Annotated in this window: 19 protein-coding genes; 8 read left to right on the forward strand and 11 right to left on the reverse strand. The window is 67.2% G+C overall.

Features of this window, described 5'->3' with window-relative positions; genetic code table 11:
* Positions 1–86 precede the first annotated feature (86 nt).
* The 3 genes from HY57_RS15160 to HY57_RS15170 all read right to left on the reverse strand — a co-directional run bounded on the left by HY57_RS15160 (position 87) and on the right by HY57_RS15170 (position 3,193).
* Entirely contained in the window at positions 87–1,073 is a 987-nt protein-coding gene (locus tag HY57_RS15160; protein ID WP_019465624.1) for a multidrug resistance efflux transporter family protein, read from the reverse strand.
* A gap of 69 nt (positions 1,074–1,142) precedes the next feature.
* Complete coding sequence (locus HY57_RS15165) at positions 1,143–2,510, reverse strand: sensor histidine kinase (RefSeq protein WP_019465625.1); 1,368 nt, start codon at positions 2,508–2,510, stop codon at positions 1,143–1,145.
* The gene (locus HY57_RS15170; RefSeq protein WP_019465626.1) at positions 2,507–3,193 is read right to left on the reverse strand and encodes a response regulator transcription factor; all 687 of its coding nucleotides are present in this window, start codon (positions 3,191–3,193) and stop codon (positions 2,507–2,509) included. The genes HY57_RS15165 and HY57_RS15170 overlap by 4 nt, the downstream gene beginning before the upstream one ends.
* 163 nt (positions 3,194–3,356) lie before the next feature.
* Between HY57_RS15170 and HY57_RS15175 the strand changes: the two genes are divergently transcribed.
* The gene (locus HY57_RS15175) at positions 3,357–3,851 is read left to right on the forward strand and encodes a Spy/CpxP family protein refolding chaperone (RefSeq protein WP_019465627.1); all 495 of its coding nucleotides are present in this window, start codon (positions 3,357–3,359) and stop codon (positions 3,849–3,851) included.
* 172 nt (positions 3,852–4,023) lie between these two features.
* Here HY57_RS15175 and HY57_RS15180 read toward each other — a convergent pair whose 3' ends face one another.
* Positions 4,024–5,139, reverse strand: coding sequence for an aldo/keto reductase (locus tag HY57_RS15180; RefSeq protein WP_019465628.1), 1,116 nt, complete (start codon positions 5,137–5,139; stop codon positions 4,024–4,026).
* A gap of 120 nt (positions 5,140–5,259) precedes the next feature.
* On the opposite strand from HY57_RS15180, the gene HY57_RS15185 reads away from it, so the two are divergent.
* On the forward strand, positions 5,260–6,177 hold the full coding sequence (locus HY57_RS15185) for a LysR family transcriptional regulator (RefSeq protein WP_019465629.1): 918 nt from the start codon (positions 5,260–5,262) through the stop codon (positions 6,175–6,177).
* A 35-nt stretch (positions 6,178–6,212) separates the two neighbouring features.
* Here HY57_RS15185 and HY57_RS21855 read toward each other — a convergent pair whose 3' ends face one another.
* Together HY57_RS21855 and HY57_RS15190 are read right to left on the reverse strand one after the other, a co-directional pair.
* A complete protein-coding gene (locus HY57_RS21855) occupies positions 6,213–6,383 on the reverse strand; it encodes a hypothetical protein (RefSeq protein ID WP_019465630.1) in 171 nt (56 codons plus the stop codon).
* Between the two features lie 132 nt (positions 6,384–6,515).
* A complete protein-coding gene (locus tag HY57_RS15190) occupies positions 6,516–7,883 on the reverse strand; it encodes a formimidoylglutamate deiminase (protein WP_019465631.1) in 1,368 nt (455 codons plus the stop codon).
* Between the two features lie 107 nt (positions 7,884–7,990).
* Between HY57_RS15190 and HY57_RS15195 the strand changes: the two genes are divergently transcribed.
* Genes HY57_RS15195 through hutI form a run of 3 tightly spaced genes read left to right on the forward strand, consistent with a single transcriptional unit; the run spans position 7,991 to position 12,299 of the window.
* A complete protein-coding gene (locus tag HY57_RS15195; protein ID WP_019465632.1) occupies positions 7,991–9,565 on the forward strand; it encodes a bifunctional GNAT family N-acetyltransferase/carbon-nitrogen hydrolase family protein in 1,575 nt (524 codons plus the stop codon).
* Complete coding sequence (locus HY57_RS15200; protein ID WP_019465633.1) at positions 9,562–11,067, forward strand: chloride channel protein; 1,506 nt, start codon at positions 9,562–9,564, stop codon at positions 11,065–11,067. Before HY57_RS15195 ends, HY57_RS15200 begins: the two co-directional genes overlap by 4 nt.
* A complete protein-coding gene (gene hutI / locus HY57_RS15205) occupies positions 11,064–12,299 on the forward strand; it encodes an imidazolonepropionase (protein WP_019465634.1) in 1,236 nt (411 codons plus the stop codon). The genes HY57_RS15200 and hutI overlap by 4 nt, the downstream gene beginning before the upstream one ends.
* Positions 12,300–12,363: 64 nt before the next feature.
* Here the strand turns inward: hutI and HY57_RS21320 are convergent, their stop codons facing one another.
* The 5 genes from HY57_RS21320 to HY57_RS15225 form a co-directional block, all read right to left on the reverse strand.
* Positions 12,364–12,525 carry a 30S ribosomal protein THX gene (locus HY57_RS21320; protein ID WP_019465635.1) on the reverse strand — a complete coding sequence of 54 codons (162 nt, stop codon included), beginning with the start codon at positions 12,523–12,525 and terminating at the stop codon, positions 12,364–12,366.
* Positions 12,526–12,606: 81 nt separating this feature from the next.
* Entirely contained in the window at positions 12,607–13,593 is a 987-nt protein-coding gene (locus HY57_RS15210; RefSeq protein ID WP_019465636.1) for a cation diffusion facilitator family transporter, read from the reverse strand.
* Positions 13,594–13,655: 62 nt separating this feature from the next.
* Positions 13,656–14,081: a MerC domain-containing protein gene (locus HY57_RS15215; RefSeq protein WP_019465637.1), complete on the reverse strand. Its 426-nt coding sequence runs from the start codon at positions 14,079–14,081 to the stop codon at positions 13,656–13,658.
* 110 nt (positions 14,082–14,191) lie between these two features.
* Positions 14,192–14,698: a transcriptional repressor gene (locus HY57_RS15220; protein ID WP_019465638.1), complete on the reverse strand. Its 507-nt coding sequence runs from the start codon at positions 14,696–14,698 to the stop codon at positions 14,192–14,194.
* 48 nt (positions 14,699–14,746) lie between these two features.
* Entirely contained in the window at positions 14,747–15,019 is a 273-nt protein-coding gene (locus tag HY57_RS15225) for a hypothetical protein (protein ID WP_235186573.1), read from the reverse strand.
* A 102-nt stretch (positions 15,020–15,121) separates the two neighbouring features.
* On the opposite strand from HY57_RS15225, the gene HY57_RS15230 reads away from it, so the two are divergent.
* The 3 genes from HY57_RS15230 (at position 15,122) to HY57_RS15240 (ending at position 18,511) form a co-directional block, all read left to right on the forward strand.
* Positions 15,122–15,823 carry a response regulator transcription factor gene (locus HY57_RS15230; protein ID WP_019465640.1) on the forward strand — a complete coding sequence of 234 codons (702 nt, stop codon included), beginning with the start codon at positions 15,122–15,124 and terminating at the stop codon, positions 15,821–15,823.
* On the forward strand, positions 15,810–17,189 hold the full coding sequence (locus HY57_RS15235) for a sensor histidine kinase (protein ID WP_019465641.1): 1,380 nt from the start codon (positions 15,810–15,812) through the stop codon (positions 17,187–17,189). The genes HY57_RS15230 and HY57_RS15235 overlap by 14 nt, the downstream gene beginning before the upstream one ends.
* A gap of 143 nt (positions 17,190–17,332) precedes the next feature.
* A complete protein-coding gene (locus HY57_RS15240; protein ID WP_019465642.1) occupies positions 17,333–18,511 on the forward strand; it encodes an efflux RND transporter periplasmic adaptor subunit in 1,179 nt (392 codons plus the stop codon).
* Positions 18,512–18,534 lie beyond the last annotated feature (23 nt).

The raw sequence follows: 18,534 nt of genomic DNA on the forward strand, positions 1-18,534 counted from the left end.
CGGGAATGACGTTCAAGAACCGGAGCGTTGCCTATCACTCGTCATTCCCGCGAAGGCGGGAATCCAGCGACTTTGCCCCCAACCGCTCAAGCTCCGCGATCGCTCTTCAACGTCCGCACCTCTTCTTCATGCCCCGCTGCCGAACGCCCACTCACCCAGCCGAACAACGCGATGCCCACCACGATCAGCACGGCCCCCAGCGCGGAGAAACCGTGCGGCCATGCTTCGCCAAGGAAGACCGCGCCGATCACCGTCGCAAACAGCAGCTCGGCGGCCTGCATCGCCTCCACCGCGGCCAGCGCCGTGGGCTCAGTGCGCACCATGTCGGTGGCCCGGAAGAACAGTACGGTGGCGATCACGCCGGACGACAGGGCCACGCCACCCGCCAGCAGGATCTCGCGCCAGCCTGGCGGCCCGACCAGCAGCCAGGTGGCCACGGCCAGCACCAGCCACAACGGCCAGCTGCACAAGGTCATGCCGAATACACGCTGCGTGGCACCGATGCGCGAACCGCTCTTTTCCAGGTGCAGGAGCACCATGCGATTGCCCAGCGGATACATGAAGGCCGAGAACACCACCGCCGCCATGGCCAGCCAGTCACTCGCCCGCAGCTGGCCCTGCGCATGGCCCCACTGCAGGGCGAACACGCCGGCCACGATCAACACGCCGATGGCCACGCTGCGCCATGCCAGGTGCCGCCGCTCGTCGCGGTAGATGAAGGGCGCCAGCAGCGGGCCGGCCAGCACGGTGGTCTGGAAGCTGCCCGCCACCAGCCAGGACGGGCCGCTGTTCGCCGCCCAGGTCAGCGGCAGACCAAACAGCACGAAACCCACCGCACTCCACCGCAACCAGGTGCGTGGATAACGCTTCAGCTCGGCCGGCAATGCGCCCAGGCCGCCCTGCCACGGCAGCGCCACCGCCAGCAATGGCAAGGTGATGAGGTAGCGCAGGATCACCGCCCACGCCCAATGACCGCCGCCCGCGACAAGGCTGCGGTTGAGCACATAGGTCATGGTGAAGAACAACGCCGCGCACAGCGCCAGTCCCACCGCGGCGACAGCGTTGGAGCGCATACCCGGGCCGTGGTTCAAAGCGTCGAGTGTCGCAGACGCGCGGACGTTTTCGAAGACATCCGCGCCGATTCAGGCCGTTCCGGCCGGCGCCAGCGGAAGCTGCAGGCGGATCACCAGCCCTGCCTCTTCGCCGTTCTGTGCATGGATATCGCCGCCATGCGCCTTCACCACGCGTTGCACGATGGCCAGCCCGAGGCCGTGGCCATCGGCGCGCGATGCATTGCTGCCACGGAACAACGGGCGGAACAGCGAGCTGATTTCTGTCTCCGGCACACCCGGTCCGTTGTCGCGAATGGACACCTCGACCTTGCCAGCCGACGCGTGGGTGACCAGCTCCACCTGCCCACCTTCCGGACTGAACTTGATGGCGTTGCCGATCAGGTTGTCGAACGCGCGCTCCAGCAGGAGCTCGTTGCCCGACACCACCGCCGTGGCGTCACTGGCCAGATGGAACGTGATGCCACGCGCCTGTGCCTCCACGCCCGCGCGCCTCACGCATTCGCGCAGCAGTGACGCCACGTCCACCGGCTCGCGGCTCATGCCGGGGATGCCGCCCTCCAGCCGCGACAGCGCCAGCATTTCGCCGGTCATGCTGTCGAGCCGGCCGATCTCCTGTTCTGCCTGCAGGAAGTAACGCGCGGCCTCGTCCGGCGTGGCGCTGCGCTGTGCAAGATCGAGGATCAAATGCAGCCGCGCCAGCGGCGACCGCAGTTCGTGGGAGAGATCCTGCAGCACGCTGCGATCGTGCGCGACGAGCGCTTCGATGCGTTCGGCCATGGCGTCAAAATCGCCGGCGAGCTGGTGAAGCTCTTCCGGTGCGCGGCGTCCCGGCGCTTCCACGCGCGCGGACAACTCGCCCGCCGCCATGCGTCGCGTGGCACGACTGATCGCCTCCACCGGCTTAGCGACGCTGCGCGCCACCCACCAACCCACCAGGCCGATGAACAACAGCGAGAGCCCGCCCTGGATGGCAAGGAAGATGGTTTGCCGCGTACCTTGCCGCAAGCGCGAATGCGTGCGGCTCAAGGCCACCAGCTGCCTCACCTGCCCGTCGCTGCCCCGCACCTGCTGCACGGCCAGGTAGAGGTTCGGCCACGGCTGCAGCACCACATCGCGCTTTTCATCCAGCCAAGTCTGCAGCGAACCCACCACCGACATCGGCATGCGTATCGGCGACAACGCCTGCCCGTTCTCGTACAACGTGGCCTCGATGCCCTCGCGGCGTTGCTGCAGCGACCATTCGGTCAGCGCCGTGGCGCCGCCGCTTTCATAAGCCTGGTCCGCACCCTGCGCCAGGGCCGACCAGTTGATCTCCACCGCGGTGGTGAATTCGATAAAGCGTTGCGTGAGGAAGATGCCCAGCGCGAGCGCCAGCAGATTGGCGGCGCAGAAGCTGATCAGCACGCGCCAGTAGAGAGAGTTGCCGAAAGGATTCACGCCGCACCCACCACCAGGCTGTAGCCCGCGCCACGCACGGACTCGATGCGCGGCGCCTGCGCCGACGCCTCCGACAGCTTGTGGCGCAGGCGGCTCACGTGCACGTCGATGCTGCGGTCGAAGCGCTCCAGCTCCCGCCCCAGCGCCATGCGGGTGAGCGTCGCCTTGTCCACCAGTTCACCGGCGCGCTGGGCCAGCGCCAGCAGCAGCTGGAACTCCGCGCCGGTCAGCGACAGCTCCTGCTCGCCGACATAGGCACGACGTTCCGATGGCTCCAGCCGCAACACGCCCACCTGTAGGCTGCCGGCGCTCACCGGCGCGTTGCGCCGCAACTGGGCGCGCACGCGCGCCAGCAGTTCACGCGGCAGGCAGGGCTTGGTGAGGTAGTCGTCCGCGCCCAGCTCCAGGCCGATCACGCGATCGACCGGCTCGCCCTTCGCCGACAGCATGATCACCGGCAGTCGGTGCTTGAGGCGCAGTTCGCGCAGCGTTTCCAGGCCGTCGCGGCCCGGCATCATCACGTCGAGGATCAACAGGTCCGGCCGCGTCGTCGGGTTGTGCAGCTGGGCCAGGCCGGCGTCGCCGTCATGGGCCACGTCCACGGCGAAGCCTTCGCGCTGCAGGTATTCGGCCAGCAGGGCGGCCAGCGCGCGATCGTCGTCAACAATGAGGATTCTGGGCATGTCTCGGGGCAACGATTTCTTGCGGAGGCGTTCATTCAAACCGGGCCGGAGGGCCGCCACTACTGGCTTTACCCTTCTTTACCTTCCCGCAAAGAACATACACATGGCGTTGTCGTCAAATAGGCATCACGCAAGACCAACCCCAACGACACAGGTAATCCCCATGCGCAAGAACATCTCTCTCGCTCTGGTGCTCGCTTCGGCTGTTGCCCTCGCTCCGTTTGCCATCGCGTCCGCGCAGGATGGTGGTCCGAATGGTGGCTTCCATGGCCACGGCCACGGCGCGTTTGAGGCGTACAGCAAGCTGAACCTGAGCGACGCCCAGAAGGCCAGCATCAAGCAGATCCTCCAGACCGCCCGCTCGCAGGGCAAGACCCAGCGCGACGCGCTGCGCCAGCAGCGTGAAGCCTTCGAGCAGATGGCGCCGAATGCCTCGGGCTACCAGGCCGCGGCTACCGCCCTCGCCCAGGCCGAAGGCGCAGCGACGACCGCCCGCGTGCAGCAGCGTGCCGCCATCCGCGCACAGATCTACGCCATCCTGACCCCGGCGCAGCAATCCCAGCTCGCCACGATCAAGGCCGAGCGCATGGCCCGCCGCCAGCAGTGGCAGCAGTTCAAGGCGCAGCACCCGGTGTCGGGTTCGTCCACGGCGCAGTAAAGCTTCGGAAGACGTCATAAGAAACAACGGCGCCAGCCTGCATGCTGGCGCCGTTTTTTTTGGAACAAACCCGGTGGGAGCGCACCCTGTGCGCGACAGCCTGACGGAACGGCATCGCCATCGCTCCGCAGTCGCGCACAGGGTGCGCTCCCACAGGAGATGGCGACCGGGATCAATCCGCCTTGAATCCCGCCTGCTGCACCGCGGGCACATACACCGGCGGCGCATAGCCGGCCGGCTTGCTGCCCACGGCCACGCCGCCGTGGATGCGCGACTGCTGCACATCGCCGAAGAACCAGTACGGGAAGGTCGGCTCCAGCGCGCTGACCTCATCGAGGCGGGCGCGCAGGTCGGCCGGGATCTCGAACGACAACGCGGACAGGTTGTCGTCCAGCTGCGCCAGCTTCGTCGCGCCGATGATCACCGAGGCAATGCCCGGCTGCGTGGCGACCCAGTTGAGCGCCACTTGCGCCATCGGCCGGCCCATCTTGCCGGCCACTTCCTCCAGCGTGGCGACGATGGCCCAGTTGCGCTCGGTGAAGCGGTCGAACCCCGGCGTACCGGAAATCTTGGCGAGACGGCCTTCGCCGGCGCCACCCGCTTCGCTCGGCTTGTACTTGCCCGACAGCAGGCCCATGCCCATCGGGCTCCATGCGGTGATGCCCATGCCCAGCTCGCCCGCCATCGGAACGAACTCGTGCTCAATGTGGCGCTCGATCAGCGAGTACTCCAGCTGCAGGTTCACCAGCGGCGTCAGCGCGTGCGCTTCGGCGTAGGTCTGCGCCCGCGAGGCGTACCAGGCGGGAACGTCCGACAGGCCGGCGTAGCGGATCTTGCCGTCGCGCACCAGGTCGTCAAGCGTGCGTACCACTTCCTCGGCCGGCGTCAGGCGATCCCAGGTGTGCAGGATGTACAGGTCGATGTAATCGGTGCGCAGGCGGCGCAGCGAGCCTTCCACCGCACGCAGGATGTTCTTGCGACCGTTGCCGCCGGCGTTGGGGTTGCCGGGCTGGGCGTTGTAGCTGAACTTGGTGGACAGCACCACGCGGTCGCGGCTGCCGCTGTCGGCGACGAACTTGCCCAGCAGCTCTTCGCTGGCGCCTTCGGTATACAGGTCGGCGGTATCAAAGAAGTTGCCGCCGGCATGGAGATAGCGGTCGAACATGGCGCGTGCGGTGTCCTCCGCGGCGCCCCAGCCCCAGTTGTCCCCGAAGGTCATGGTGCCCAGGGCAAGGCGGCTGACGCGCAGGCCGGAGCGTCCCAGGGTGTAGTAGGCATCGAGCGACATGGTGAACTCCCTTTACGAATGGCATGGATGGGTGGGTGGAGCCGATGGGCGAAGTCTGCGCCTTGCCATTAAGGGGAAAAATCCGCATCTTGTGGATGCTTTATTAAGCAAAACTAATCAATGAGCTTCGATCACACCGCCGCCCTGCGCGCCTTCCGCCTGATCGCCCGGTACGGCAGCTTCACCCGTGCCGCCGCCGAGCTGCAGGTCACCGCCTCCGCCCTGAGCCAGACCCTGCGCCAGCTGGAGGATCACGTCGGCGCACGCCTGCTGCACCGGACCACCCGCCGCGTGGGCCTCACCGAAGCCGGCCATGCCTTCCTTGAACGCATTTCCCCGGCCCTGAACGAGATCGACGAAGCCATCGACGCGCTGCGCCAGCATGGCGACCGCCCGGCCGGCACGCTGCGCATCGCCGTGCCGCAGATGGCGCTGGACCACCTGCTCGCCCCCAGCATCGCCAGCTTCATGCGGGCCTGGCCCGAGGTGAAACTCGACATCCAGGTCGAGAACCGCCTCACCGACCTGATCGCGGAAGGTTTCGACGCCGGCATCCGCCTCGGCGAGCGGCTGGCGCGCGACATGGTGGCGATTCCGCTGGGCGGACGGCAGCGTGCCGTGGTGGTCGGCTCACCGGCCTATTTCGCCGCCCATGGCCGACCGGCTCATCCCCGCGACCTGGCGGCACACGATTGCGTGCGCTTCCGCTTCAGCAGCAATGCGATCTATCGATGGGAGTTCGCGCACCCCGCCGGTGCATCGAAAGGCCAGTGGTTCGAGATCGATGTGGACGGCCCCATCACCACCAACGATCCCACCATGGCCATACGCGCCGCGCTCGACGGCCTGGCGCTGGCACACATGGTGGAGCCTTCCGTGCGCGAAGCACTGGCGGATGGCCGGCTGGCATCCGTGCTCGACGACTGGCTACCGCCGTTCGACGGTTTCTATCTCTACTACCCGAGCCGGTTACAGGTGCCGCCGAAACTGCGCGCATTCATCGAGCACCTGCGGCAGCACACCGCCACCCGGCGTTGACCCCTGCAGACAGCGAGAAGATCGGCGTTGGCTCATCACGAACGCCAGTGGCCAGACACGTACACGCCCGTCGGCGCGTAGTAGGCAGGCACCCAGACACGAGCCACGTAATGCGGCCGCGGCGCAACGACCACGCAGCCGGTAAGTGACAGGCTCGCGCTGAACATGACGGCGAGGCCAAGACCGATCAGCATGAGTCGACGCATGGCGTTCTCCTTCGGGTGGGTTTGCTCCGGAAAACGCCGGCCCGATCGCCGCGCTGACGCACGTTTCCCAAAACGATGGCCGCCATTCAGGCTACAGGCGGCCATGGTTCATGCTGACCCGAAGCTTGCGCGTCAGTGCGGCGAGAGCCGCTCCATGACGGAGCGATAGCGCGCGGCGATGCGGTCTTCGTCACGATGCGCGAACCCGCGCACCATCCACTCGCCGCCCACCATCACGTCGCGCACCAGCGGCACATTGCCGGCGAACAGGAAACTGTCGATCACCGAACGTTCGTCGCGCGCGGCAAGCAAGGGCGCGCGGTCGTCGAGCACCAGCAGGTCCGCGCGGTTTGCTGCGCGCAGCTCGCCGATGGGTAGGCCCGACGCCGTGGCGCCACCGCGCAAGGCGGCGCGCCAGAGCGTTTCGCCAACGCTGTCACCCTGGTGGCGGGCGGCAATATTGCGATGGCAGGTCGACAGACGCTGGCCGTATTCCAGCCAGCGCAGTTCCTCTACCGGCGACACGGAGATGTGCGAATCAGAACCGATGCCCAGGGTTCCGTTCGCGTCGATGAAGTCGGCCAGGGGAAACAGGCCGTCGCCAAGGTTCGCCTCGGTGGTGGGACACAAGCCGGCCACGGCGCCGCTGCGGGCAATCTGTGTGGTTTCCTTGTCGCTCAGGTGCGTGGCGTGCACCAGCGTCCACCGCGCATCCACCGGCGCGTGATCGAACAACCACTCCACCGGCCGCGCGCCGCGCGTGGCCAGACAATCCTGCACCTCGCCGATCTGCTCAGCGATGTGAATATGGATCGGGCAGGACTTCGTCGCGTCATTGGCAAGCACCAGCCGCAATGCTTCCTCCGGCACGGCGCGCAACGAGTGCAGCGCGATGCCGACGCGCAGCTTGTCGCTCTCGTGTGCCTTGAGGGTTTCCAGCAGCCGCAGGTACGACGGCACGTCATGGCCGAAACGGCGCTGGCGCGGCGCGAGCGGGCGTCCGTCGAAACCGCCGCTCATGTAGAGCACCGGCAACAGCGTGAGCGCAATGCCGGCCTCGCGCGCGGCCTCGATCAAGGCCAGCGACATGGCCTCCGGTTGCGCGTAGGGCGTGCCGTCCGGCTGGTGATGCAGGTAGTGGAATTCGCACACCTGCGTGTAGCCGCTCTTGAGCATCTCCACGTACAACTGCGCGGCGATGGCCTGCAGTTCGTCTGGCCCGACGGTGGCGGCGAACGCATACATGGTTTCGCGCCAGGTCCAGAAGCTGTCGTCGCTCTTGCCCTTGCGCTCGGCAAGGCCGGCCATGGCGCGCTGGAACGCGTGCGAGTGGAGGTTGGGCATGCCGGGCAATACCCAGCGCCCGAGGCGCTCCCCTTCGCCGCTGGTGACGCCCGCGAGCATGCCGCCGTCGTCCACTGCCAGCATGGCATCCGGCGTCCAGCCCTGCGGCGTCCACAGACGATCGGCGGTGTAACGGGTCGGAATACTGCCAGCCATGACCAGGCTCCTCGGGAACAGACGCCGAGTGTACCCGGTCGCCAGGGCAAGGCTGATCAAGTCTCACCCTGGCCGTCTCGTTCACATCGGTGCGGCATAATGCACTGATGGCCAAGAAAACCCCGGAATACTCCCCGAAACTGCTGGTGCGGCAGGCAACGCCTGGCGACGTGCCCGCACTGGTCGATCTCACCGCCCGCGTCTACACCCCCGAATGGGGGCATTCGGCGGAAATGCTGCGCTCCCAGCAGACGCATTTCCCCGAGGGCCAGTTCGTGGTCGAGTACGAAGGAAAGCTCGTGGGTTACTGCGCCACCTTCCGCATCGACGAAGCCACCGCGCTTGCGCCGCATACGTGGATGCAAATCACCGGTGGCGGCATGGCCTCGCGCCATCGGCGCGACGGCAACTGGCTGTACGGCATGGAAGTGGTAGTGCATCCGGACTACCGCAACATGCGCATCGGCCAGCGCCTGTACCAGGCACGCAAGCGCATCTGCACCGACCTGAAGCTGCGCGGCATCGTCTTCGGCGGACGCATGCCCGGGCTGGCGCGCAACCTGCAGCGCTACGGCAGCGCGGAGGCCTACGTGCAGGCGGTGTCCGAAGGCAAGCGCCGCGATCCCACGCTCAGCTTCCAGCTCAACAACGAGTTCGAGGTGATCGGCCTGCTGCGTGGCTATGTGCCGTCCGACTATGAATCGCTGGGCTACGCGGCACACCTGGTATGGCGCAACCCGGCCCTGCTCGATCATCCGGACATCCCGTCGGTGCCCTCGACACAGCGGTTGCCCGACCTGGTGCGCGTGGCGTCGGTGCAATACCAGCAGCGGCGCATCCGCTCCTATGAGGAGTTCGCCACGCAGGTGGAGTACTTCACCGATATCGCGGCGGACTACAACGCCGACTTCGTCGCCTTCCCCGAGCTGATCACGCTGCAGCTGCTGTCGATCGAGAACGAGGAGCTCTCGCCGGTCGAAACCATCCGCAAGCTCAGCCAGTACACGCCACAGGTGAAGGAACTCTTCAGCCGACTGGCGGTGCATTACAACATCAACATCATCGCGGGCTCGCATCCCACCGAACAGGCCAACGGCGACATCCACAACGTGTGCTACGTGTGCCTGCGCGACGGCTCCATCCACGAGCAGGAAAAGCTGCACCCCACGCCCAGCGAGCGCACGGTGTGGAGCATCACCGGTGGCGACACGGCAGCCACCATCCAGACCGACTGCGGCCCGATCGGCGTGATGATCTGCTACGACTCGGAGTTCCCAGAGGTCGCGCGCCATCTTACCGACCAGGGCGCGCTGATCCTGTTCGTGCCCTTCTGCACGGACGTGCGCGAGGGCTACCTGCGCGTGCGCTACTGCTCGCAGGCGCGCGCCATCGAAAACCAGTGCTATGTGGTGTTGTCCGGCAACGTCGGCAACCTGCCCGGCGTGAACAACTTCGACATCCAGTACGGCCAGAGCTGCATTCTTACGCCCAGCGACTTCCCGTTCGCGCGTGACGGCATCGCCGCCGATTCCACGCCCAACATCGAAACCGTGCTGTTCGCCGACCTGCACCTGGAAAGCCTGGCCCGCGCGCGCAACGCCGGCGCGGTGCAGAACCTGAAGGATCGTCGCTTCGACCTTTACGAAACGCGCTGGACCCGCAAGTCCGAGGCGACATCGTGAGCGAGCAGGACGACGAACCGGCACGTTCGGCATCGACGGTCACAGGACGCCTCCAGCAACTTGCCAGCTCCGATCTGTTCTCGCCGGTGCAGTGGCGGCGACGCATCCTGTTCTGGGGTGGCGCCGTGCTGGTCGGCCTGGCCGCCATCGGCTTCGCACGCGCGGCGGACTGGGCGTTCGAGGTGTTCCATGGCGTGGTGACGCACAACCGGCTTTGGGCCTTCCTGATCACACCCGTCACGTTCGCCCTGCTCGCCTGGCTCACCGAAGGCGCGCTGAGGCCGACGCGCGGCTCGGGCATTCCGCAGGCCATCGCCGCCCTGAAGATCGAGGACGAAGGCTTCCGGCAAAGCCTGCTCTCCCTGCGCGTCGCCATCGGCAAGATGGCGCTTACGCTCGCCGCGCTGCTCGGTGGCGCCTCGGTCGGTCGCGAGGGCCCGACGGTGCACGTGGGCGCGGGCCTGCTCTACTCGCTGGGTCGCCGCTTCGGTTTCGCGGAACCGGCCGCGGCGGGGCGCTTCATCCTTGCCGGTGCCGCGGCTGGCCTGGCCGCCGCGTTCAACACGCCGCTGGCGGGCATCGTGTTCGCCATCGAGGAAATGAGCGGTTCATTCGAGCATCGCATGAGCGGCATCCTGCTCACGGCCGTGTTCGTTGCCGGCCTGGTGTCGCTGGGCATCCTGGGCAACTACGCCTACTTCGGCCACTTCGACATCGGCCTGCCGCTGGGCAAGGCATGGTGGGCCGTGCTGGCCACGGGCATCGTATGCGGTCTTGCCGGTGGCTTGTTCGCCCGGCTGATCCTGCCGCACGACACCGGCTTTCGCGGCTTCGTCGGCAGGCTGCGCGCGCGGCAGCCGATCGTGTTTGCCGCCGCCTGCGGCCTCGCACTGGTCCTGCTGAGCCAGCTCACGCACACCGGCCTGTACGGCACGGGTTATGCGCAGGCCAAGGACATTCTCGAAGGCCACACGGGCACGGTGACGAGCTTCGGCGTGCTGAAGTTCCTCGGCAACATCGCCTCGTACTGGGCCGGCATTCCTGGCGGCATCTTCTCGCCCGCGCTGGCGGTGGGCGCGGGACTGGGCAACAACCTTTGCGCCATCCTGCCGGGCGTCGATCCCTCGGCGGTGGTGCTGCTGGCCATGGCGGCCTATCTGTCCGGCGTGACCCAGGCGCCGCTCACCGCCACGGTGATTTCCATGGAGCTCACCGCCAACCAGCAGATGGTGCTGCCCATCATGGCCACCTGCCTGCTGGCGCGCGCCACCTCGTCCCTGCTGTCGCGCAAGCCGGTGTATCGCGCGCTTGCCGACAAGCTCATTGAAGGCTACGAGCGCGAACTCGCGCGTCGCGCCGCCGAATCATCGCCGGACGATGAAGAAACCGCGCACGCTGCATGGACAGAGTCGCCGATGGTGGAAGATCCGGCCACACCCCTGCCACCAGCCGACCAGCCGCCCCATCCCTCTGATTCGCCAACCGATCAACGACCATCATGACGCCACGCTGGGATCACCTGCTGACCAACGCCACGCTCGCCACCTTCACCGGCGACGCCCCCTACGGCCTGATCGAACATGGTGCGATCGCCATGCACGAGGGACGCATCGCCTGGGTGGGTCCGCAGCATGCACTGCAGGGAGAAGCCAACGCGCTTGCATCCCACGTGGAAGACCTTGGCGGTGCCGTCGTCACGCCTGGCCTGGTCGATTGCCACACGCACCTGGTGTTCGGCGGCAACCGCGCGCATGAATTCGACATGCGCCTCAACGGTGCCACCTACGAGGAGATCGCCCGCGCCGGTGGCGGCATTGTGTCGACGGTGAAAGCCACGCGCGACGCCAGCGAGGATGAGCTGTTCGCGCAGGCGTTGCCGCGCGCACAGGCGCTGCTGGCCGATGGTGTCACCACGCTGGAAATCAAATCCGGCTACGGACTGGATCTGGAAACCGAGCGCCGCATGCTGCGCGTGGCGCGGCGCCTGGGCAAGGCGCTGGGTATCACCGTGCGCGCCACGTTCCTCGGTCTGCATGCCCTGCCACCGGAATATCGCCATGACCGCGACGGCTACGTCGCCCTGATGTGCGACGAGGTGTTGCCCGCGCTTGCCGGCGAAGGCCTTGTCGACGCCGTCGACGCCTTCTGCGAGAACATCGGCTTCACGCCGGAAGAAACCCGGCGCGTGTTCGATCGCGCCACGCAACTCGGCCTGCCGGTGAAGCTGCATGCCGAGCAGTTGTCGGACCTCGACGGCGCGGCGCTGGTCGCCCGTTACCGCGGCCTGTCCGCCGACCATCTGGAATACCTGAGCGACAGCGGCATCCGCGCCATGGCGCAGGCAGGCACCGTCGCGGTGCTGCTGCCCGGCGCGTTCTACGCGCTGCGCGAAACGAAGCTGCCGCCCATGACCAGCCTGCGCGAGCACGGCGTGGCGATGGCCGTGGCCACCGACTGCAACCCCGGTACGTCTCCCCTGCTGTCGCTGCGGCTGGCGGCGGGCATGGCGTGCACCCTGTTCCGTCTCACACCGGAAGAGGCACTGCGTGGCATCACGGTGAACGCGGCCCGTGCGCTCGGTCTCAGTGACCGCGGCACGCTGGAAGTCGGGCAGCGGGCGGATCTTGCCGTCTGGAACGTGAAGCAGCCGGCCGAGCTGTGCTACTGGATCGGCGGCAACCATGCCCTGCGGAAGACCTTCCTCAGCGGCGCGGCGCCTTCACCGGCCGCCTGACACCTTTCCCGCGCGCATAAAAAAAGCCCCCGTCAAACGGGGGCTTTTTCGTGAGCCGGATGGCTTAGGCCGACTTCTTCTTCGGCGCTGCCTTCTTGGCGGCTGCCGACTTGGTCACGGTCGCCTTGCCACCGGCCACGGCCGGCTGCACCGAATGAGCGCGGCTGTTGCCGTAGCTGCCACGATAGGTCTTGCCACGACGGGTCCTGCGATCGCCCTTGCCCATGGGGAACTCCTTGATTCGTTGGGGTGAATACGGCCGACCATCGTATCAGCGACGGCCCAAAGCGCAATAGTCGGAAAGCCCCTAGCGGCAGCCGGGGCCCGCGCAGCCGCGCATCTCGTCCGGACAGCGTTCGGAATCGATCTGCACGGTGACGTGCTGGATGCCGAAACGTTCCGCCAGCACCTGGTTGATCGCACGGATGGCTGACGCACTGCTGGCGCCGTCATGCAGTTCCGCATGCAGCGTTGCCATGCGCGAGCCGGAGGCGAGCTGCCACACATGCAGGTGGTGCACGTCGCGGATGGATTCGTCCGCGACGCGCAGGGCCGCCTCGACATCGCCGGTGTTCATGCCTTCCGGCACGCCCTCCAGCAGGATGTGTGAGGAACGGCGCAACAAGCGCCACGCACTGTTGAGGATAAGCAGCGACACCAGCAGCGAAAGCACCGGATCGGCCCAGTTCCAGCCCATCCAGCGCACCAGCAGCGCCGCCACCACGGCGGCCACCGAGCCGAGCAGGTCGCCGATCACGTGCAGGGTGGCGCCGGCAAGATTCACGTCATCGTGGGCGTGCCCGTGCAGTGTGCTCAGCACCAGCACGTTCACCACGAGCCCGATGAGCGCAACCACCAGCATCATCCCCGACAGGATGTGCGTGGGCTCGAACAGTCGGGTGATCGCCTCGTAGGCAATGAAGGCCACCAGCACGAACTGGGTGAGTGAGTTGACGAAACCGGCCAGCACTTCGAGGCGGCCGTAGCCGTAGCTTCGGCGCGCATCCGCCGGGCGACGGGCGAACCATGCGCCGGCCACCGCAAGCAGCAGTGCCAGCGCATCGATGAGCATGTGGCCGCCATCGGCCACCAGCGCGAGCGAACCGGACCAGAAGCCACCCACCATCTCCACCAGCATCATCAGCGTGGTGAGCACGAAGGCGAAGAGCAGCTTCTTTTCCTTGCCGGTCACGCTGCCGTGGGCGTGGTCATGGCCATGCGCGTGGTCGTGCGCATGACCGTGGGCATGGTCATGGCCGTAATGTTCATGGGTGTGCGCGTGGGCAGAGCTCATGGGTGCAAATGCTAGGAACCGTGGGGCCCGTTACACAATCACGACGAAGGGCGCCGAGGCGCTCAGTGGGCGCATTGCGGGCCGTGCACGTGCAATGCGCGATGCGTGCGCAGATTGACGAAATGCCCCGCCGCCACCAGCAGGCCACCGCAGGTGACCATCGCGCTATGCAGCCCGACCGAGTAACTCTCGGCGAAGGTGACACCCACGATCAGCAGCGCGAGCCCCGGCAGCGCCAGGAACAACGCCCGCGGGCGGTGATGGTGCCGATAGCCGCTGATCAGGCTGATCAGCGCCAGCGCGCAGGCGAACATCACGAAACCGCGCTCGAACGCATGATCGGCCAGGAAACCGAGCCCGAGGACAGGCAGCAGGGCCAGCACGAACGGTAGCGCCGCGCAGTGGATGGCGCACAGGAACGACGCCGTCGCGCCTATCCGGTCGGCCAGGGACCACCAGCGTTTCTTGTTCTGTTGAGGAGCTTCCATCGGATCGGGGCCGGAGCGGAGCGCAGACCGGGCCGTGGGATGGCCCGTTCGCCACATGTTACATTATAACGTCACGAACGCAAGCCCGGCCCGGCGAACCATTCAGGCCATCAGCTCTTGCGGCAGTTCTTGCAGAGGCCGTGCACTTCCAGCGTCTGTGCCTGCGGCCGGAACCCGAAGGCCCTGGCCTGCGCCTCGATCAGCTCCGCCACGCGCTCGTCGCACACTTCCTGAGCACTGGAGCAGTTGTCGCAGATCAGGAACGGCACCTGGTGCGCCTCCGCCGGATGGTGGCAGGAGACGAAGGCATTGATGGATTCGAGCTTGTGGATGAAACCGTGCTCGAGCAGGAAGTCGAGCGCGCGGTAAACCGTGGGCGGCGCCGCATTGCCATGACGCTCGCGCAGCTGGTCGAGCAGGTCATACGCCTTCACCGGCTTGCCGGCGGCGGCGACCAGTTCCAGCACTTCCTTGCGCAGGGGCGTAAGCCGCAGGCCGCGCTCCTCGCTGGCGTGTTCCACCGCACGAACGAAGCTCTGCGCGTCCTCGTGGTGATGGTGATGCACGTGCGGCTTGTCGGCGGTATGGCTCAATGGAATCTCCTTGCCGGCCATCATACACCGTCGCTTACATGAGGCCTGCGGCGACCCAGCGCAAGCGCTTGTTCAGCGTCGCCCCGGCAACGGCGGCGGCGTGGACTTGTCCCTGCCGCGCGGCCGCACCAGCACGATGATCCAGCCGATGGGCCCGAGCACGACCGACCAGACGATGCCTTCCACCGTGCGGCCACGCCACCAGCCAAGCAGCGCACCGACCGCCACGAACCCCAGGTTCCACCACAGCAGCGTCACCCAGGGCACCATGCTCATGAGGTTGAGGAAGATGTGCAGGAAGGCGTCCGGGCTGTCCGGATCCACGCCCTGCATAGCCTTGTCCAACCACTGCTCCACGCCGGCCCCATCGACTGATTACGATGGGGTGATGATGAAGCCTCGGCGCCTGCCTGCCTACGCCGTTCTTGCCCCTGATGGACCGGAGCCATGCGCTGCCTGCTGATCGAAGACGACATTCCCACTTCGGAGCTGATCCGCGAGGGCCTGGCCGGGGCGGGACACGAGGTGGAGGCCAGTCATGACGGCGCCAGCGGGCTGGCCCGCGTCAGCAACGAACGCTGGGACCTGGTGGTGCTGGACCGCATGCTGCCCGGCGGCGTGGACGGCCTGGATATCCTTGCGGCCATGCGCCTGCGTGACGACCGCACGCCGGTGCTCGTGCTCAGCGCGCTCAGCAGCCTGGACGAACGCATCCGCGGCCTGCGCAGCGGCGGTGACGATTACCTGACCAAGCCGTTTGCGCTCGACGAAATGCTGGCCCGGGTCGAGGCACTGGCGCGCCGCGCCGGCCAACGCCCGGAACCGGATGTGTTCAACGTGGGCGACCTGACGCTGGAACCGCGCACGCGCCGCGTGTTCCGCAACGGTCGCCCGGTAGCGCTGCAGCCGCGCGAATACCAGTTGCTCGAATACCTGGTACGCCACCAGGGCGAAGTGGTGACGCGCAAGATGCTGCTCGCCGCCGTCTGGGGGTTCCATTTCGACCCGGAAACCAACGTGATCGACGTGCAGATGAGCCGACTTCGCACCAAGCTCGACGAGGATGGCGCCCCGCCGTTGATCCACACGGTGCGCGGCGTCGGCTTCACCATCGGCGCCAGCGACGACGGCACGCATGTCGCTGAGTGACTTCCGCCATTCGGTGGTGTTTCGCATGGCCGCCGGCTACGGCGTCCTGCTGCTGCTTTCGGTGGCGCTGATCGCGGCGGTGTTCTACGTCGCCACGGCGGGATTCCTGCGCAGCAACATCGACGAGCAACTGCGCAGCCGCGCGCGGCACCTCGTGCAGGAAGGACAACAGCACGGGCCGGCCGCACTGGCCAGCGACATCCACGACCTGCTCACCGACAACCAGGACACCGATACGGAGATCTACCTGCTGCTGGACCCCCACGGCCGGAAGATCATCGGCAACCTGACCGCATGGCCCAGCGCCGCCGTCGCCACGGATGGCATGCACCAGCTGGAGGTGGACCGGCTCGACCGGCATTCGCCCAGCCGCCTGCTGACCCATCATTTCGCCGACGGCAGCACGCTGCTGGTGGGGCGCGACATGCAGGACGTGCGCACACTGGAACACCTCATCGTGGTGGCGTTCGGCATCGGCGGCCTGCTTGCGCTGCTGCTCGCCGGCGGCGGCGCGTTGCTGCTGCGGTCGCAACTGCAACGCCAGCTCAAGGCCATCCATCGCACCACGACGGAAGTCTCCGCCGGCCGGCTGGACCACCGCATCGCCGTGGGACGTTCGCGCGACGAGTTCGCCATCGTGGCGCGCGACGTCAACGACATGCTCGATGAGATCGAACGGTTGATGGACAACACGCGCCAGGTCTCCAACGCCATCGCGCACGATCTGCGCACGCCGCTGGGGCGGGTCCGCGCCGCGCTGGAGCAGGCCCTGCGCTCGCCGCAGCGGGACACGCGCCTGCCGCGCGACGCCCAGTACGCCATTGACGAAATCGATAGTCTGATCACCGTGCTGGACAAGCTGCTGCAGATTGCCGAAGCCGAATCAGGCGTGCGCCGCGGCAGCTTCGAAACGCTGCCCTTGCGCGGCCTGCTCGGGGACATCGCCGAGCTCTACCAGCCGGCCGCCGAACTGCGCTCGATCACCCTGCAATGGACCGTCGAGGACGATCCCTGCGTGCTGGCCGACCGCCATCTGCTGGCGGGCGTGCTGGCCAATCTGCTCGACAACGCCTTCAAGTACGCCGGTGAAGGCGCCAACGTCGTCACGGCCGCCGCCGTGGCTGGCGAGTGGGTCCGCATCAGCGTGCAGGACGATGGCCCCGGCATCCCCGAAGTCGCGCTGTCGCGCGCCACCGAGCGCTTCTTCCGCGTGGACAGCAGCCGCCACCAGCGCGGCAATGGCCTGGGCCTGAGCATCGTGGCGGCGGTGGTCGCGTTGCATCGCGGCCGGCTGAGGCTGGAAAACACCTCGCCGGGGCTGCGGGTCACCATCGAGCTGCCTGCGGCCAACCTTTCCAAACCGTAACTGTCGCCGGACACGCGCCTGCCCTAGGGTGTCGGGGCTTTCTTCGCCCGCGCGGGCCTGTCGGCCTGTCGTTGGCGCGACGAAGCTCGCTGTGCGGCCTCCTGCCGCCCTCCCTGCCCCCAGTGCGACACGTCACAGGTTTCATGAAGAAGCATCAAGGACGACTCATCGCCGCCGGCTGCCTCCTCGCGGCCATCCTGCTGGCCGTGTGGCTGCGCCCTGCCCCTAGTGCCGCGAACAACACGGTACAGCGAGCGGCCGCACCCGCCGACGTGGAGGACGTCACCATCAACGCGCAGCAGGCTCGTCAGGTGCGCGTGTCGCCGGTGACCATGCGTGATTTCACCCCGGGCGTCGATGCCGTGGGTTACGTCGACTTCAACCAGGACCAGCTGGCCCAGGTCAGCTCGCCCTACGCCGGGCGCGTGCGCGACGTGCTCGCCAGGGCCGGCGACACGGTGAAGCGCGGCCAGCCGCTGTTTTCCGTCGACAGCCCGGATCTGGCCCAGGCCGAGGCCAGCCTGGTCAGCGCCGCCGCTGCCCGCGTACAGACCAGCGCCGCGCTGGAACGTGCCAAGGGCATGGCACAGGTGCAGGCCAATGCGCCGAAGGATCTGGAGCAGGCCGTATCCGACCAGCAGACGGCGGAAGGCAATTACCAGGCCGCGCGACGCGCCCTGCATATCTTCGGCAAGAACGATGCGGACATCGACCGCATCGCCGCCACGCGGCGAGTGGACGGCGAGCTGCGCATCGACAGCCCCATCGACGGCCAGGTCAGCACGCGCAGCATCGCTGCCGGCGACCTCGTGCAGCCGGGCAACAGCCCGGCACCGTTTACGATCTCCGATGGCGACAGCCTGTGGCTGGTAGCCAACGTCAGCGAGGACGAAGCAGCACAAGTCCACGTGGGCGATGCACTGACCGCCACGTTGTCGGCCTTGTCGCAGCCGCCCATCAAGGCCACGGTCGACTACGTCGGCAACAGCGCCGATGCCGCCACGCACCGCGTGATGCTGCGTGCGGTCCTGCGCACGCCGCCCAAGGGACTGCGTGCGCAGATGCTGGCCACCTATCGCATCTTCACGGCGCCGCCGGCATCACACGAAGCGGTGCCCGTCGACGCCGTGGTGCGCGAAGGCACAGGCGCAATGGTGGTGTTCACCACCGCCGACGGCCTGCGCTTCACCCGCCACCCGGTGCAGCTGGGGCCGTTGCAGGACGGCTACTACCCGGTGTTGTCCGGCCTCCCCGCCGGTCAGCGCATCGCGACGGAAGGCGCGTTGTTCCTCAGCAACGCGCTGGCGCTGCAGTCGCAGTAAGCACCCAACGAATAAGGACCGAA

The sequence above is a fragment of the Dyella japonica A8 genome (genome assembly GCF_000725385.1).
GTDB lineage: Bacteria > Pseudomonadota > Gammaproteobacteria > Xanthomonadales > Rhodanobacteraceae > Dyella > Dyella japonica_C.

What these genes read in the sequence shown, in the direction of transcription:
- HY57_RS15180 (WP_019465628.1), bottom strand. Translation starts at nt 5,139, where the DNA reads ATGTCGCTCGATGCCTACTACACCCTGGGACGCTCCGGCCTGCGCGTC.
- HY57_RS15230 (WP_019465640.1), top strand. Translation starts at nt 15,122, where the DNA reads ATGCGCTGCCTGCTGATCGAAGACGACATTCCCACTTCGGAGCTGATC.
- HY57_RS15240 (WP_019465642.1), top strand. Translation starts at nt 17,333, where the DNA reads ATGAAGAAGCATCAAGGACGACTCATCGCCGCCGGCTGCCTCCTCGCG.
- HY57_RS15235 (WP_019465641.1), top strand. Translation starts at nt 15,810, where the DNA reads ATGTCGCTGAGTGACTTCCGCCATTCGGTGGTGTTTCGCATGGCCGCC.
- HY57_RS15195 (WP_019465632.1), top strand. Translation starts at nt 7,991, where the DNA reads ATGGCCAAGAAAACCCCGGAATACTCCCCGAAACTGCTGGTGCGGCAG.
- HY57_RS15185 (WP_019465629.1), top strand. Translation starts at nt 5,260, where the DNA reads ATGAGCTTCGATCACACCGCCGCCCTGCGCGCCTTCCGCCTGATCGCC.
- HY57_RS21855 (WP_019465630.1), bottom strand. Translation starts at nt 6,383, where the DNA reads ATGCGTCGACTCATGCTGATCGGTCTTGGCCTCGCCGTCATGTTCAGC.
- hutI (WP_019465634.1), top strand. Translation starts at nt 11,064, where the DNA reads ATGACGCCACGCTGGGATCACCTGCTGACCAACGCCACGCTCGCCACC.
- HY57_RS15220 (WP_019465638.1), bottom strand. Translation starts at nt 14,698, where the DNA reads ATGATGGCCGGCAAGGAGATTCCATTGAGCCATACCGCCGACAAGCCG.
- HY57_RS15210 (WP_019465636.1), bottom strand. Translation starts at nt 13,593, where the DNA reads ATGAGCTCTGCCCACGCGCACACCCATGAACATTACGGCCATGACCAT.
- HY57_RS15190 (WP_019465631.1), bottom strand. Translation starts at nt 7,883, where the DNA reads ATGGCTGGCAGTATTCCGACCCGTTACACCGCCGATCGTCTGTGGACG.
- HY57_RS15170 (WP_019465626.1), bottom strand. Translation starts at nt 3,193, where the DNA reads ATGCCCAGAATCCTCATTGTTGACGACGATCGCGCGCTGGCCGCCCTG.
- HY57_RS15160 (WP_019465624.1), bottom strand. Translation starts at nt 1,073, where the DNA reads ATGCGCTCCAACGCTGTCGCCGCGGTGGGACTGGCGCTGTGCGCGGCG.
- HY57_RS15215 (WP_019465637.1), bottom strand. Translation starts at nt 14,081, where the DNA reads ATGGAAGCTCCTCAACAGAACAAGAAACGCTGGTGGTCCCTGGCCGAC.
- HY57_RS15175 (WP_019465627.1), top strand. Translation starts at nt 3,357, where the DNA reads ATGCGCAAGAACATCTCTCTCGCTCTGGTGCTCGCTTCGGCTGTTGCC.
- HY57_RS21320 (WP_019465635.1), bottom strand. Translation starts at nt 12,525, where the DNA reads ATGGGCAAGGGCGATCGCAGGACCCGTCGTGGCAAGACCTATCGTGGC.